We start from the raw sequence: 15280 nt of genomic DNA, 5'->3' as shown, positions 1-15280 counted from the left end.
GAGGTTGTTATGTCTCACGCAGCAAATATTGGAGGCAGTGCCGGCGCTAGGTATGTCGCGTCGTTCGAAGAGTTACGGATGACCGATGTCGATTCGGTCGGTGGCAAGAATGCGTCGCTGGGCGAAATGATCAGCCAACTGGCGGGTGCGGGCGTGCGGGTTCCAGGCGGTTTTGCGACCACCGCGCAAGCGTTCCGCGATTTTCTGTCGTACAGCGCTGAGGGCGGCAAGCCGCTGGCGGCCCGCATCGCCGACCGTCTGGCGAACCTGAACATCGACGACGTGCGCGCGCTGGCGCAGGCGGGTTCCGAAATTCGCCAATGGATCGTGGAAACACCGTTCCAGCCGCGCCTCGAAAAAGAAATTGGTGAATTTTATCAACGGCTTGTCGCTGACTCTTCGAGTGAAATGTCGTTTGCGGTGCGCTCCTCGGCAACCGCCGAAGACTTGCCAGATGCCTCCTTCGCCGGCCAGCAGGAGACCTTTCTGAACGTGGTCGGCATCGACAACGTGCTGGACGCGATGAAGCATGTGTTTGCATCACTGTATAACGACCGCGCCATTTCCTACCGCGTCCACAAGGGCTTTACCCACGCCGACGTCGCGCTGTCGGCCGGCGTGCAACGGATGGTGCGATCCGACCTCGGCGCGGCCGGCGTCATGTTTACGCTCGATACCGAATCCGGCTTCACGGACGTGGTGTTTATCACGTCGAGCTACGGACTGGGCGAAACGGTGGTACAGGGCGCGGTCAATCCGGACGAATTCTATGTCCACAAGCCGATGCTGGAAATGGGCAAGTCGCCCGTCATTCGGCGCAATATCGGCTCCAAACTGATCAAGATGGAATTCACCGGTGAGACCAAGGCCGGTCATTCGGTCAAGACCGTCGACGTGCCGATCGAGCTGCGCAATCGCTATTCGCTGAATGACGCCGAAGTGGTCGAACTGGCCAAGTACGCCGTCATCATCGAGAAGCATTACCAACGCCCGATGGATATCGAGTGGGGCAAGGACGGGCGTGACGGCCAGCTGTACATCCTGCAGGCACGGCCAGAAACCGTCAAATCGCAGCAGAAAGCGACCGACGTGCAGCAGCGCTTCAAGCTCAAAGGCAGCGGCACGGTACTCACTTCCGGCCGCGCCATCGGCCAAAAGATCGGTGCCGGTCCGGTGCGCGTGATACGCGACGCATCCGAGATGGAAAGGGTGCAGCCGGGCGACGTACTGGTAGCCGACATGACCGACCCGAACTGGGAGCCGGTGATGAAGCGGGCCTCGGCGATCGTCACCAACCGGGGCGGCCGCACCTGCCACGCCGCGATCATCGCGCGCGAGCTGGGTGTGCCTGCGGTGGTCGGCTGTGGCGACGCCACCGACATCCTGAAGGACGGCACGCTGGTGACCGTGTCGTGCGCCGAAGGCGACGAGGGCCGGATCTACGACGGCTTGCTGGAAACCGAGGTGAGTGAAGTGGCGCGCGGCGAATTACCGAAGCTGCCATTGAAGATCATGATGAACGTCGGCAATCCACAACTGGCATTTGACTTCCAGTCGATTCCGAACGCCGGCGTCGGACTGGCGCGGCTTGAATTCATTATCAACAACAACATCGGCGTCCATCCGAAAGCGATTCTCGAATACCCGAACATCGACGCCGACCTCAAGAAAGCGGTCGAATCCGTGGCGCGCGGCCATGCGTCGCCAAAAGCGTTCTACGTCGACAAGCTGGCGGAAGGGATCGCCACTATCGCCGCCGCATTCTGGCCCAAGCCGGTGATCGTTCGCCTGTCCGACTTCAAGTCGAACGAATACAAGAAGCTGATCGGGGGTTCGCGTTATGAACCGGATGAAGAAAACCCGATGCTCGGCTTCCGCGGTGCGGCACGCTACCTGGCCAAGGATTTCGCTGAATCGTTCGAGATGGAATGTCTGGCGATGAAACGGGTGCGCAACGAGATGGGCCTGACCAATGTCGAGATCATGGTGCCGTTCGTGCGGACGCTGGGGCAAGCCGACAAGGTCGTCAAACTGCTGGGCAAGAACGGTCTGGTGCGGGGCGAAAACGGCCTGCGCCTGATCATGATGTGCGAGGTCCCTTCCAATGCGATTCTGGCCGAGGAATTCCTCGAACACTTCGACGGTTTCTCGATCGGTTCCAACGATCTGACCCAGTTGACGCTGGGTCTGGATCGCGATTCCGGGATGGAATTGCTGGCCGCCGATTTCGACGAGCGTGATCCGGCGGTGCGGGCGCTGCTGTCGCGCGCGATTGCCGCCTGTCTGGCGCAGGGCAAATACATCGGCATCTGCGGCCAGGGCCCGTCCGACCATCCCGATTTTGCCGAATGGTTGATGAAGGAAGGCATCGCATCGATCTCGCTCAATCCGGATTCAGTGATCGACACTTGGACCAAGCTGGCGCAGTCGGTTGCCTGACACCGATCTAATCAGCCTCCGCCCGTGCCCGGGTGAACACGAAATCACTATGGCACGGCCGGTTGCGGGATGAAGATGCAACTAGTAACTATTCAGCCCGCAGCGACCGATAATTTAGCAATCCCAACCAGCCGTTCATCCTGAGTCGCCCATCGGGCATATCGAAGGCTGCCCAGCCTTCGATATGCCCCCTTCGATACGCTTCACTACCAGGGCGAACGGTATTTTATTACCATCATTCAAACCGTCATAGCGGGATGAACAGCCACATGAAGATTTTTTATTGGGAGTATGTTGATAGTGCGGTGTATTTGTAGCGGAGTTGAATACCACTCTGGTGGAGTATATTAAATTTCGATCCGCCTAACGTTGAAATGATGGAAATATCATCGCTTTCAATTGACCCAATTGCAATTTGCGCTACACTTAGCTTACCGGCAACTTCAGAAATATAATATTTATACCCCCGCACCCTGTAGCAAACCCTCGCAGCTTTCAAGCCGGCGGGGGTTTTTGCTTTTGTAATAGTAGTTGTCAAGGTTCAGTGGCGATGGTGGCGATCGAAGAGTGTCGACCAGCAGATAAGGGAATCGTATGCAGGATTGGATAATGTGGTTTGTATGGGCCGGCTGTTTGGTGATTGCCGAATTATTCACTGGCACCTTCTACCTGTTGATGATCAGTATCGGACTGGCGGCCGGTGGTTTGGCGGCCTTGCTCGGCGTCGGTTCATCGAGTCAGATGGTGACGGCCGGGGTGGTCAGCGTGATCGCGATTCTGGCACTGCGGCGGACCAAATTTGCCCTTCCGTCGCAAACCGATGCGAGCAGCGATCCCAACGTCAACATGGATGTCGGGCAAAAAGTCACGGTCGACAACTGGAATGTCGACGACACCGCGCGCGTGATGTACCGCGGCGCGCAATGGGACGTCGATCTGGCCGCAGGCGAACGGCCGGTGCCTGGCGTTTATATCATCAAGGAAGTGCAGGGCAGTCGGCTGATCGTGCGGCGCGCCTGAAGCGATGTGAACTGAAGTAAGCTTAATCGGGCGCACGCCAACAATACCAACATCATCGGGCTCACTATGGAAGACGCTATGTTCAGTTTCGGAAACGTCACTTTCATCCTTTTTATCCTCGCGCTGGTCTTCGTATTCAAGACCATCAACGTGGTACCGCAGCAGCACGCCTGGGTGGTCGAGCGTCTCGGCAAATTTCACGCGGTATTGGGGCCAGGTCTGAATATCGTGGTGCCGTTCGTCGACCGCATCGCCTACAAGCATGTGCTCAAGGAAATCCCGCTGGACGTGCCGCCGCAGGTCTGCATCACCAAGGACAATACCCAGTTACAGGTCGACGGCATCCTGTATTTCCAGATTACCGACGCGATGCGCGCATCGTACGGTTCGTCCAATTACATCGCCGCGATTACCCAACTGGCGCAAACCACCTTGCGCTCGGTGATCGGCAAGATGGAACTCGACAAGACTTTCGAAGAGCGCGACCACATCAATACCAGCATCGTCAATGCGATCGACGAATCGGCCGCCAACTGGGGTGTCAAAGTATTGCGCTACGAAATCAAGGATCTGACGCCACCGAAGGAAATCCTGCATGCGATGCAGGCCCAAATCACCGCTGAACGTGAAAAGCGCGCGCTGATCGCAGCATCGGAGGGTCGCAAGCAGGAGCAGATCAATATCGCCACCGGTGAACGTGAGGCATCGATTGCCAAGTCAGAAGGTGAAAAGCAGGCCTCGATCAACCGTGCCGTGGGGCAGGCGGCCGCGATCGTGTCGATCGCCGAGGCGACCGCCAATGCGCTGCGCATGACGGCGGCCGCGATTCGGGAGCCGGGCGGCTCCGATGCGGTCAACCTGAAAGTGGCGGAGCAGTATGTCGGCGCATTCGCGAATCTGGCCAAGACCAATAATTCGATCATCGTGCCGGCCAATCTGGGCGACATGAGCGGCCTGATCGCGACGGCGATGCAGGTAGTGAAGTCGCAGCAAAAAGCCTGATTATTGGCCAGCGCCTGGTTCCGCCTCGGGGGGCAAGAATCCGGGGCCAGTCAAACCACGGCCGGCTAGCGGCGGTGCTGCTTCATTGCCGACTGCACCTCGCGCTGGCTGTCACGATCTTTCTCGGTGGCGCGCTTGTCGTGCTGCTTCTTCCCCTTTGCCAGGCCGATTTCGCACTTGATGCGGCCCTTCAGGAAGTGCAGATTGATCGGCACCAGCGTATAACCGGAGCGCTCGACCTTGCCGATCAATTTGCTGATCTCGGCCGCGTGCAGCAATAATTTGCGGGTGCGGACCGCTTCCGGATGAATGTGGGTCGATGCGGTTGGCAGCGCGCTGATATGGGCGCCGAACAGGAAAATTTCCCCTTTGCGCACAATCACATAGGCTTCCTTCAATTGCACCCGACCGTCGCGGATCGCCTTGACCTCCCAGCCTTCCAGCATGATGCCGGCTTCGAAGCGGTCCTCGATGAAGTAGTCGTGAAACGCTTTTCTATTGTCAACAATGGTCATGGGGTGGCGAATCTCTGGCGGTCGGTTAAACTAGCAAGCTGCGATTTTATCAAACGGTTCATTCAATGGCAGTAGTGCATAAATCAGTATTTCTCGGATATAGCGCAGAACAGATGTTTGCACTGGTCGACAAGGTCGAGGATTATCCCAAATTTTTGCCATGGTGCGGTAGTGTCGACGTCAAGCAGCGCGAAGAAAACAAGCTGATTGCGACGCTGGCGATCAATTATCACGGCGTCAAGCAGAGTTTTACCACCGAAAACACCAATCTGCCACCAACCTCGATGACCATGCGATTGATTGAGGGACCATTCAAGCACCTGGATGGCACCTGGACGTTCAAGCCGCTGCGGGAAGATGCCTGCAAAATCGAGTTCGACCTGCACTATGAATTCTCCAACCGATTGCTGGAGCAGATCATCGGCCCGGTATTCGGCATGATTGCCAACAGTTTCGTCGACTCGTTCTGCAAGCGCGCGGAGACCGTCTATGGCTGACACCATTCCCGACGCCGATACGCCTGCAACCATTAGGGTGCAGGTGTGTTATGCGACACCGCAACGGCAGATATTGCGCGACTTGATCGTCGCCCAAGGATGCACATTGCAGCAGGCGATCGTGGACAGCGGTGTGTTGCTGGATGCGCCGGAAATCGACCTGTCCAATTGCCGGGTCGGCATCTATAACAAGCTGAAAACGCTCGATACCGTGCTGCGCGAGCATGACCGGGTTGAAATTTACCGGCCCCTGATCGTCGATCCCAAACAATCCCGACGAAAACGCGCAGAGAAAAAGGCCAGCACTAAAATCGGCTGATTTCGCGGCTAACCGTAATCGCAAAGTGGCCGACGCTGGCCGCCCCTGCTATTTGCAGGCAACCAGATATTGCTTGTTCCCCTGCGATTCCTTGGCACGCAGTTCATCGGTCATCGCGATGCGCTCACCGTTCTGGTCTACCTGCCCAATCCGCACTCCCGAATCCAGCGCCTGCTGGTAATCGCGGGCACGTTCGCAATTTTTTGCCTTGTCTGCCTTATCTTTGGCTTCCGCAGCCGTTTTCTTGTCCTTGTCGGCCTGCTCGATTTTACGTTTCATGAAATCGGCATTCTTTTCGGCGATGTTCGGTGCCGCGTTGGCAGCGCCATTATCCTCTCCAGTCGCTGCCGCTCCACCAGTGGAATACGCGGGACGCGACGACAGTCCGGGGGCCTTCAGAATACGTTTGCCTGGCACTGATGCCGGCGGCGGCACGTCCGAGTACTGTTTGACGCCCTTGTCATCCAGCCAGACATATTGCGCCAGAGCCACACTCGCCAAACTCAGCGCGAGCAGTGCTGTTGCTGCCATGGCGGTCTTTTTCAATAAAACTTGTTTCATTGTCATCCTTATCCAGTCGTGAGGCGCCGCCTCAGATTTCGCCACGCTTTGTCCGCCATGTCAATGAATTCGCAGGTTTATCCGTCATTTAGTCGTGCACGGAAACGACGTTTTTCATTTATATCTGTATAATTCGGTTTTGCGCCGATAGGAAATACTATGCGTCTACTTCAAAAAGCACTCACCTTCGATGACGTGCTGCTGGTCCCGGCTTACTCCAACATCCTCCCCAGCGATACCTCCCTTAGAACGCGTCTGACCCGCAAGATCTCGCTCAATATCCCGCTGGTCTCGGCTGCGATGGATACCGTCACGGAAGCGCGGCTGGCGATAGCAATGGCGCAAGAAGGCGGGATCGGCATCATTCACAAGAATATGACGCCAAAAGAGCAGGCCCGCGAAGTGGCCAAGGTCAAACGCTTCGAGTCCGGCGTGTTGCGTGACCCGATCACGATTCCACCGACGATGAAGATCCGCGACGTGATCGCGTTGACCGAGCAACACGGCATTAGTGGCTTCCCTGTGGTCGACGGCAATATGTTGGTCGGCATCATCACCAACCGCGACCTGCGCTTCGAAGAAGAGCTGGACGCTGAAGTTCGCGCCAAGATGACGCCGCGCGAAAAGCTGGTGTACGTCAAGGAAGGTGCCGAACTGTCCGAAGCCAAACGCTTGATGAACAAGCACCGGCTGGAGCGCGTGATGGTGGTTAACGACGCATTCGAATTGCGCGGTCTGATCACGGTCAAGGATATCCAGAAATCGACCGAGCACCCGATGGCGTCCAAAGACATGCACGGCAAGTTGCTGGTCGGCGCTGCGGTCGGTGTAGGTGCGGATAACGACGAACGGATCGAGCTGCTGGTCCATGCCGGTGTTGACGTGATCGTGGTCGACACCGCGCACGGTCACTCGCAAGGCGTACTGGACCGGGTCAAATGGGTCAAGACGCACTATCCTCACGTAGAAGTCATCGGCGGCAATATCGCGACCGCCGCCGCCGCCAAGGCGTTGGCTGAATACGGCGCGGACGGGGTCAAGGTCGGTATCGGCCCAGGCTCGATTTGCACCACGCGGATCGTCGCCGGCGTTGGCGTGCCGCAGATTTCAGCCATTTCGAATGTGGCCCAAGCCTTGAAAGGCACGGGCATCCCTTGTATCGCCGACGGTGGGATTCGTTTTTCCGGCGACGTGTCCAAGGCGCTGGCGGCCGGTGCTTCCAGCGTGATGATGGGCAGCATGTTCGCCGGCACCGAGGAAGCGCCTGGTGAAGTAATCCTGTTCCAGGGCCGTAGTTACAAGTCGTATCGGGGCATGGGCAGCCTCGGCGCCATGACCGATGGATCAGCCGACCGCTACTTCCAGGATGCGGCCAGCAAGTCCGATAAATTGGTGCCGGAAGGAATCGAAGGTCGGGTGCCTTACAAAGGCAGCGTGATCGCGATCCTGTATCAACTGGTCGGTGGCGTGCGGTCGTCGATGGGGTATTGCGGTTGCGCCAGCATCGACGAGTTGCGCGAGAAGGCTGAATTTGTCGAAATCACGTCGGCCGGTATGCGTGAATCGCACGTGCATGATGTGCAGATCACGAAGGAAGCGCCGAATTACCGCGCAGATTGATTGCGGCGCCAATGCTGTCATCTCTTTTCGCCCGTTACATGCATAAGCCCACCTTATGACCAATCTCGACTTGTCCAGTCAGTTGCATACGCAAGGGTTCGGCGGCGGCTCGTCCCAGCTGTTGTCACGTTTTCCAGCTGGTGAGATCGACTTGCAGGTACAGCGCATCGAGCGTATTGGGCTGCGCTTGTTTGGCGTCGCAAGCTGCATCGTCTCGTTTGGCGATGCGTCGGCTGCTTTCGCGATCGGCGAACGCTCGATGGGGGCGATCGAGGCCGCGTTCTGCGACAGTATTCCGATTGCAAACGATCCTGTGATCGTGATGGATGCGCGAGTCGAAGGACCGTTGTCGAAGCACCGCTCCGTGATGGGCGCGCCGTATATCCGTTTCTTTGCTGCGCAGCCGATCTTTAATGGCGACCAGCAGGCAGTAGGCAGTGTCAACCTGATTGATTATACGGCGCGTGATTTCGAGGTGGAAGACCGGCAAATGCTGGCCGATCTGGCCAAGCTGGTCGAACTCGAGTTGCGCGTCAGCAAATTGAACGAATCCCAGCTCGATTTGCAGAAAAAGAATCGCAACCTGCGTCGCGAATCGATGGTCGATCCGCTTATCGGCACCTGGAATCGCGCAGCGATCACGCGTCTGCTAACACTCGAGGCCGACCGCTGCGGCAAGGAACAAAAGCCGCTGTCGCTGGTCTTCGTGGATATCGACTCCTTCAAGGCGATCAATGACAGTCACGGCCATCCGGCCGGCGACACCGTGTTGCTGAAGGCCGCCAGTCGGCTGCGGTCCTGCATCCGCCCGCATGACGCGCTCGGCCGCTACGAAGGTGAAAAATTCATGGTCGTGCTGCCCGGTGCATCACACATCATCGCGATGGCAGTCGCAGAACGGATGCGGCTTGCGGTCATGTCGCAGGTGGAGCAGATCGGCAATACTGCATTGAAGCTGACGGTCAGTTGCGGCACCGTGTCGACCGACCGTTTTCCGTCCGCCACAACCGAAGAACTGATTATCCAGGCCGATTGCGCATTGCGTGCCGCCAAACAAGGCGGGCGCAACTGCGTGGTTCAGGCGGTACCGCCATCGACCTGATTCGCCCGTATTACTCTTACCTGAAGCGTCCTATGCATTCTAAAATCCTGATTCTCGATTTCGGTTCACAAGTCACCCAATTGATCGCGCGTCGCGTGCGTGACTCCGGTGTTTTTTCCGAAGTCCATCCATACGACGTGAGCGACGAATTTATAGCGAATTACGCCAAGGATGGCGCATTGCGTGGCGTGATCCTGTCCGGCGGACCGAATTCGGTGATCGATGACGATACGCCGCGGGTGCCGCAATCGGTGTTTGAGCTGGGCGTGCCGGTGCTTGGGATCTGCTACGGCATGCAGGCGATGGCGGCGCAACTCGGTGGTGAGGTTGAAAACGGCAAGCTGCGCGAATTCGGTTATGCCGAAGTGCGCGCGCGCGGCCATACTGCGCTATTTAACGGCATCAGCGACTTCGTCACGCCGGAAGGACACGGCATGCTGAAGGTTTGGATGAGCCATGGCGACAAGGTCAATGTAATGCCGCCCGGCTTCAAGCTGATGGCATCGACCGATAATTGCCCGATTGCCGGCATGGCCGATGAGGAACGCAAGTTCTACGCGGTGCAGTTCCATCCTGAAGTCACCCATACGGAGCAAGGCAAGGCTATTCTCGGTCGCTTCGTGCATGAAATCTGTGGCTGCAAGTCGGACTGGAACATGCCCGATTACATCGCCGAAGCAGTCACGGCCATCCGCGAGCAAGTCGGTAGCGATGACGTGATTCTCGGCCTGTCCGGCGGTGTCGATTCCAGTGTGGCGGCAGCATTGATTCATCGCGCGATCGGCGATCAGTTGACCTGCGTATTCGTCGATCATGGCCTGTTGCGCCTCGGTGAAGGCGATATGGTGATGGACATGTTCGGCAAGAACCTGGGCGTCAAGGTGATCCGTGTCGACGCCGGCGGGCAGTTCATGGGACATCTGGCGGGCGTCACTGACCCGGAAGCCAAGCGCAAGATCATCGGCCGTGAATTCGTCGAGGTGTTTCAGCTGGAAGCGGGCAAGATTGAGAATGCCAAATGGCTGGCCCAAGGCACGATTTACCCAGACGTCATCGAGAGTGCCGGCAAGGGTAAAAAAGGCCACACCATCAAGAGCCATCATAACGTTGGCGGCTTGCCGGAAACCCTGAACCTGAAGCTGCTGGAGCCGCTGCGTGAACTGTTCAAGGACGAAGTGCGTGAACTGGGTGTCGCGCTTGGTCTGCCGCACGACATGGTGTACCGCCATCCGTTCCCGGGACCTGGTCTTGGCGTGCGGATTCTGGGTGAAGTGAAACGCGAATTCGCCGACCTGCTGCGCCGCGCCGATGCCATTTTCATCGAAGAATTGCGCAATACGGTCGATATCAACAGCAGCAAGAACTGGTACGAACTGACCAGTCAGGCGTTTGCTGTATTCCTGCCGGTGAAATCAGTCGGGGTAATGGGTGACGGCCGCACCTATGAGTACGTGGTGGCCTTGCGCGCAGTTCAGACTCAGGACTTCATGACAGCGCACTGGGCGCACCTGCCGCACGAGTTGCTGGGCAAGGTATCGAATCGGATTATCAATGAAGTGCGCGGCATCAATCGTGTCGTGTATGACATTTCAGGGAAACCGCCGGCCACGATTGAGTGGGAGTAGGGAGCCCTTTGAGTAACTATCCACCGGTTTTGCGGGGGGATAGTTACTCGCTCCGCTGCGCGAGATCCTGAATCAGCAACTCGGCCACCATTTCTTCGTCAATTGCTTGTTGCTCTGTGCGCATCGCTAAGGCAAGCGTTGCATCCCACGACGGCTCGCCCTCAGCACCTTGCAGCGGGCGACTTGGCCGCGGTGCGATGCCCAGCGCAGCTAGGTAGTCGGCCGCGCCGAAACGTCACGGTAGAGCACCATGTTCGCGCATCACGTGATTACCGATACGTATGCCGGGCCAGTCGAAATCGCCGTGGTAGCGCAGCGTGGCACCTGCTTGCGCGAGCTGGGTCAACAGGGTGCGCTGCGCTGCGGCCGGCATGCCGTCGGTGCAGACCATCGGCGCGCAGCTTGCGCCCAAGTGATCGGCTACGATGGCGATCAGGTTGGGGTTCTCATACACGAAGACCGTGCGCCCCCGGACGGTCCATTCGGGCGGTGAGCGTAGCAGGTTGCGCAACGACAAGTATGCGGGTTCGCCAAGCGTTGCGATACCAGGTAGGTTGAGCATCAGGGCGGGCGTGTGCGTCACCAAGCTCTTGGGCTGCGAGCTGCGCACGTGTGAGTCCCTGGGCGGGTAATCGGTTGAGAACGGCTTGAGCATCTTCCAGAAAACACGACGCCGCCGCACGGTTTTGCCCGGCCAGGCGTTTCAGCAGCCCAAGGCCGCTTGGTATCTGAAGTAGAGTGGCGAGTTCCGCGTGCGCACACGCGTCTCGCAGTTGGAATGTGTTCCGTAACGAGCGCCGACAACCGGTCGTCAAGCGTCACCGGCGCTTCTTCGGGGCTCCAGGTTGATGGGCCGCGCACGGCTGCCAGCATTCCGGCCAGCACGCGGCGCTGTACGTCGTAGAGTGCGTCGGTAACGCTGTTGTCACCACCACTGCGTACGAAGCCTTCTTCGTCACCCGCTACGCGCAGCAGCACACCGAGCTCGAGCAGGCTGCGACACACCGCCACCAACTCGCGGCGCTCATGCTGGGCTTGCAGCGTGAAGCTGAAGCCACGCGACAACAGGCTTGGTTCGGCGGCAAGCACCAACAGTCGATCGCCCAGCACGCGCAGCGTGATTTGCGGATCGGCACGTTCGAGTACCGTGCAGGCAAGGCACAGCAACACGTAGCGTCGTCTGTCATAGCCGGGTAGACCACGGCCCGCATCAACCAGATTGGCCGGACGCTTGTAAAGCCGGGCGCAGTCGCGTTCGATGTGCAGCGCCCAGCCAGTCTTTCGGGCAAACCAGGCGCGCAGATCGTCGGCATGGCGGCGCACTGCCGCGAACTCGGCATGGGCCGGTGTCATCAACGGGGCCATCAGCAAAGCGCGCAAAGCTTGGCTGCGTTCCTCGTGTTGGTGCTGGGCCTGTTGCAGGCCGATACTGCGGCTGTCTACCATTACACTGCGTCCTCGATCTGGGTGATGGTGATGAAGTGGTCCCGGCCTCTGAAGACACCGGTCGGTGTCGACACCTCAGCGCGCGACTCGGCACCAAGCGGCACGAGGTAGATGCGCAGTAGGCCGTCGCCGCTTTGCAATTCGACCGCCTCATCGGGCGTTGCCTGCACGGTCAGTGCTTCACTCAGCAAGCTCAGAAACAACTGAAATGCATGCCCGTCGAGCTGACCGAGCTCAGACAGCCGCGTCAGTTTCCCAGTCGCCAAACGCTCACGTGCGGCTTCGATCTGCGCATGTTCCTCACGAAACTGCGCAGCCAGCAAGCGGCGTTCTTCATCGCGCTCCCGCACGCGCGGAAGCGCACCGCGTGGCGTGGCTTCGCCGTATTCGCGCAAACGTGGGTGGATGCGCAGCGGCGGCGCCTCAGCCCAGGGCGTGTTGGACGGCAGATCCCGCGCGCCCGGTTCCAGCGCAGAGTTCAGCGAAAAGTGCCGCGCCGGGTTCAACGCGAAGGCAGCGCGCGCCAGCCGATGGGCCTGTGCGTCGTCGGCGCAGGCAGCGAACCAGCCGGCGAGCATGCGAAAGTCAGCGGAGCGGTCGCTGCGTCCGCTGCGTCCGCTGCGGCGCTCGTTCAGTGCCGCAACGGCTGCTAACAACTGCGGGATCGCCGAGCGCGCCTTAGATCGCAACAGCTCTGCCTGCGGCGGCTCAAAGCCGGTGCTAACGAACCAGCGGCGCAGCCCTTTCCAGCGCTCGCGCCACGCCTGCCATCCGCGTGTCACCACATCGGCCTGTTCGTTAGCATCACCCGGGGCAGCATCGCGTGCTTCGCGTTGCGCTGCCTGCCACAGCAAGGGTTCGATGTGCGGCGACAAGGCGACGATGTGCTGTGCAATAGCACCGGAGCGCGCGACCAGGTCGCCGATGAAGCGTTCGAGGTAGTCGATCAGCCGCTTCTTGTAGGCCACCACAGCGCTGGCCTCGGCCTGCTGCAACTCGATGCTGCGTCCGATGCCCGCCATGAACGCCTGGGCGTTGTCGGCCAGACTCTCGAACACGCGAACCAGGTCACGCAAGGTTTCGTGTACTTTGGCGGCGTCGGGCAGAGATTCACTGGAAAGGGTCAACAAGGTCTGCAGACGGTTGGTGATGTCTTCCAACGCCAAGGTCTGCAGTTCGGCCCGGTGGCGCAGGGTTCGCTCGAACACCGCCAGTGCCGATTCTACGGCCTCGCCGCCCCGCGACAGCCGGTACAGATAGCGCGCCCGGTAGAAGTCGCTGATGCTGGCGACGCGGGCCGTATCGGGCTGCGATTCGAGGTTGCCCACTCGGCGAGTTGAGCCAGTGCTGACTGGACTTCTTCAATGCGCGGCGGCGAAGCTGTCCATGATGTTGCGGTAGAGCGCAGACTTCTCGGCACTGACGTGCCTGAACAGTTCGGCCGAATCGTTCACCGTTCTCATGAGGTGGCTGGTTTGCTTGTCATAGCACGGCAGCCTTGTTTGCTTGGGTCTCGACTTCACTGCAAGCCTGCATCAGCTGATCGAAGCTGAGAGCATTACCGAGCATAACCTGGTCGGCGCGCATGTTCGCGTAGTCATCGGCCAATGCGGTACGCGCATCGCCAGCGGGCACAATGTTCAGATGCCCCCTCACGGCCGGCAGGTAGTCGATGACGCTACCGGCACTGTCTTTTTCGATGAAAAAGAACGATTTGTGCTGTGCGACGGAAGCGGCTACAGCGCGGTCTGCAATCACACCAGCAAAGTATTGGCTGCGTCCGAGTGCCGCCAAGTCGTGCCAATGCCGTGCGTACCGCTCGCTGCGTATCCGGCTCTGGGCACAGTAGACGTGCGCCGCTGTTGCCTTTTCCCAAAAGGTTCGCGCCACACTTATGACCAGGGGTGATGCGGTGGGGAATGAGATATTCGGAACGTGCCCGTCCATGTCGCAGGTGATGGGCAACACCTGATGCGGCTCGCCGGTAGCACGGCCGCCGAACTCCAGCACCACGACCGGAGGGACATAGCCGGTGCCGTTCTTGAGCGCAGGATAATGCAGCAGCAGTTTATCGTTCTCCGCGCCGCCGATTTCGAGCTTGGCATCCAGCTGTTCGCGGGCCAGCGCAGCCTCAATGATCGGGCGCACGTTTGTCGCGATCCAACCGGGCAGGCGCTCGCGCACCGCCTTAGTCCATTTGTTGGCTTGGCTGCGGCTGGCTGGCAAAGCCCCTTCACCGTCAATCAAATCTTCGATCAGCCTGCGGATGTCGTAGGTGAGGTCAATGTCTTCGGAGAACCGATCAATGACCTTGTAGGCCTTGGACAAGGAGGTGCCGCCCTTGAATGTCAGGTCGGCGGTCAGTGATGAATCGAAGAGGGCGCCCAGTGTCCAGACGACCCACACGTCCTTTTCGAGCAAATGCGTTGGGCGATCCGTTTTGGCGCGAACTTGTTCCAGGACTTCGCGCTGGTCGTCTCGGCTGAGGGCAAAGAAAGCTTCAGCCACGGGCCGCTTCCTCACCGATCGCACGCGCCATCCAGGATGGCAATGCCGCACGTGAGGACGCCAATGCACGCCATTCCGATGGAGGTAGGGTCCGGCGCAATGTCGCCAACGATTCTTCAACATGTGGCGGCCCCATCCAGGCCAGAGCGCGCACTGCCGCGCCAGCCGGGCCGATGCCCAAGGCCAGCATCCAGCTTGGTACGTGCTTCACCAGCACTTCAGAGCGGCCAAGCTTCAGCTTGCGGGTGCGCCCAGAAGTCAGGTAGACCTCGCGGATAGGCACTTGCTGGGTTAGCCCTAGCGCATTGGCCGCGAAAGCGCCGTGTGCGGCAACCACTTCGCCACTTTGCGCGGCCAGGGATTCCACGACTTTTTTTGGCGCGGGCGGGCGCGTGCCAAACCGGCTGCATATCGGGGTGACATAAGTTCCGCGGCCCACACGCAGCAGCTTGCCTTCCTTTGTCATCCTGGAAAGGGCTTGATCGATGGCTGCCCGGCTGCCCAGATGCAGGAATTCCTTGGGCGACAGCACGCCGCCCTCGGGCAGGGATTGGGCGTGCAGCAGGATGGTTTTAGGCAGCGTGTTCACATGGGCACCTCGAATGGTTAGAATCTTATACCAGTTT

At 59.1% G+C, this 15280-nt stretch carries 14 protein-coding genes and 2 pseudogenes; 8 read left to right on the top strand and 8 right to left on the bottom strand.

Annotated features, from left to right (window positions below; translation table 11 throughout):
* The first annotated feature begins 9 nt into the window (after positions 1-9).
* From ppsA to ACFOFO_RS12855, 3 genes are all read left to right on the top strand, one after another.
* Complete coding sequence (gene ppsA, locus ACFOFO_RS12865; RefSeq protein WP_390324704.1) at positions 10-2439, top strand: phosphoenolpyruvate synthase; 2430 nt, start codon at positions 10-12, stop codon at positions 2437-2439.
* A 609-nt stretch (positions 2440-3048) separates the two neighbouring features.
* Complete coding sequence (locus ACFOFO_RS12860) at positions 3049-3459, top strand: NfeD family protein (RefSeq protein ID WP_390331709.1); 411 nt, start codon at positions 3049-3051, stop codon at positions 3457-3459.
* Between the two features lie 78 nt (positions 3460-3537).
* Positions 3538-4461 (top strand): SPFH domain-containing protein, encoded by a 924-nt coding sequence (locus ACFOFO_RS12855; protein WP_390324707.1) that lies wholly within the window; start codon positions 3538-3540, stop codon positions 4459-4461.
* Between the two features lie 65 nt (positions 4462-4526).
* Here ACFOFO_RS12855 and smpB read toward each other — a convergent pair whose 3' ends face one another.
* Entirely contained in the window at positions 4527-4976 is a 450-nt protein-coding gene (gene smpB, locus ACFOFO_RS12850; protein ID WP_390331708.1) for an SsrA-binding protein SmpB, read from the bottom strand.
* 65 nt (positions 4977-5041) lie between these two features.
* Here smpB and ACFOFO_RS12845 point away from each other — a divergent pair, with 65 nt between their 5' ends.
* Entirely contained in the window at positions 5042-5473 is a 432-nt protein-coding gene (locus ACFOFO_RS12845; protein WP_390324709.1) for a type II toxin-antitoxin system RatA family toxin, read from the top strand.
* Positions 5466-5792 carry an RnfH family protein gene (locus ACFOFO_RS12840; protein WP_390331706.1) on the top strand — a complete coding sequence of 109 codons (327 nt, stop codon included), beginning with the start codon at positions 5466-5468 and terminating at the stop codon, positions 5790-5792. Before ACFOFO_RS12845 ends, ACFOFO_RS12840 begins: the two co-directional genes overlap by 8 nt.
* Before the next feature lie 48 nt (positions 5793-5840).
* Here ACFOFO_RS12840 and ACFOFO_RS12835 read toward each other — a convergent pair whose 3' ends face one another.
* Positions 5841-6353, bottom strand: a complete 513-nt coding sequence (locus ACFOFO_RS12835; protein ID WP_390331705.1) for a DUF4124 domain-containing protein — start codon at positions 6351-6353, stop codon at positions 5841-5843.
* Between the two features lie 159 nt (positions 6354-6512).
* Between ACFOFO_RS12835 and guaB the strand changes: the two genes are divergently transcribed.
* From guaB to guaA, 3 genes are read left to right on the top strand one after another with little or no spacing between them, the layout of a single operon-like run.
* The gene (gene guaB / locus ACFOFO_RS12830; protein ID WP_390324714.1) at positions 6513-7973 is read left to right on the top strand and encodes an IMP dehydrogenase; all 1461 of its coding nucleotides are present in this window, start codon (positions 6513-6515) and stop codon (positions 7971-7973) included.
* 55 nt (positions 7974-8028) lie between these two features.
* Positions 8029-9075, top strand: coding sequence for a sensor domain-containing diguanylate cyclase (locus ACFOFO_RS12825; protein WP_390331704.1), 1047 nt, complete (start codon positions 8029-8031; stop codon positions 9073-9075).
* A gap of 32 nt (positions 9076-9107) precedes the next feature.
* Positions 9108-10700, top strand: a complete 1593-nt coding sequence (gene guaA / locus ACFOFO_RS12820; RefSeq protein ID WP_390324717.1) for a glutamine-hydrolyzing GMP synthase — start codon at positions 9108-9110, stop codon at positions 10698-10700.
* Between the two features lie 43 nt (positions 10701-10743).
* On the opposite strand, the pseudogene ACFOFO_RS12815 reads toward guaA, so the two are convergent.
* The 6 genes and pseudogenes from ACFOFO_RS12815 to ACFOFO_RS12790 form a co-directional block, all read right to left on the bottom strand.
* Positions 10744-11262: pseudogene (locus ACFOFO_RS12815) on the bottom strand (TIGR02679 family protein).
* Complete coding sequence (locus tag ACFOFO_RS12810; RefSeq protein WP_390328073.1) at positions 11147-11515, bottom strand: TIGR02679 domain-containing protein; 369 nt, start codon at positions 11513-11515, stop codon at positions 11147-11149. Before ACFOFO_RS12810 ends, ACFOFO_RS12815 begins: the two are co-directional and overlap by 116 nt.
* Positions 11496-12053, bottom strand: a pseudogene (locus ACFOFO_RS12805) (TIGR02678 family protein); the annotation flags it as partial. The pseudogene ACFOFO_RS12805 and the gene ACFOFO_RS12810, both read right to left, overlap by 20 nt.
* A gap of 92 nt (positions 12054-12145) precedes the next feature.
* On the bottom strand, positions 12146-13474 hold the full coding sequence (locus tag ACFOFO_RS12800) for a TIGR02677 family protein (protein WP_390324720.1): 1329 nt from the start codon (positions 13472-13474) through the stop codon (positions 12146-12148).
* A gap of 154 nt (positions 13475-13628) precedes the next feature.
* Positions 13629-14654 carry a nucleotidyl transferase AbiEii/AbiGii toxin family protein gene (locus ACFOFO_RS12795; protein WP_390331702.1) on the bottom strand — a complete coding sequence of 342 codons (1026 nt, stop codon included), beginning with the start codon at positions 14652-14654 and terminating at the stop codon, positions 13629-13631.
* Positions 14647-15243 (bottom strand): DUF6088 family protein, encoded by a 597-nt coding sequence (locus tag ACFOFO_RS12790; RefSeq protein ID WP_390331701.1) that lies wholly within the window; start codon positions 15241-15243, stop codon positions 14647-14649. Before ACFOFO_RS12790 ends, ACFOFO_RS12795 begins: the two co-directional genes overlap by 8 nt.
* Positions 15244-15280 lie beyond the last annotated feature (37 nt).

This window comes from Pseudundibacterium arcticum (assembly GCF_042646465.1).
In the GTDB taxonomy this organism is placed as follows: domain Bacteria; phylum Pseudomonadota; class Gammaproteobacteria; order Burkholderiales; family Burkholderiaceae_D; genus Undibacterium_A; species Undibacterium_A arcticum.
This window is presented reverse-complemented; position numbering and strand designations above follow the sequence as displayed.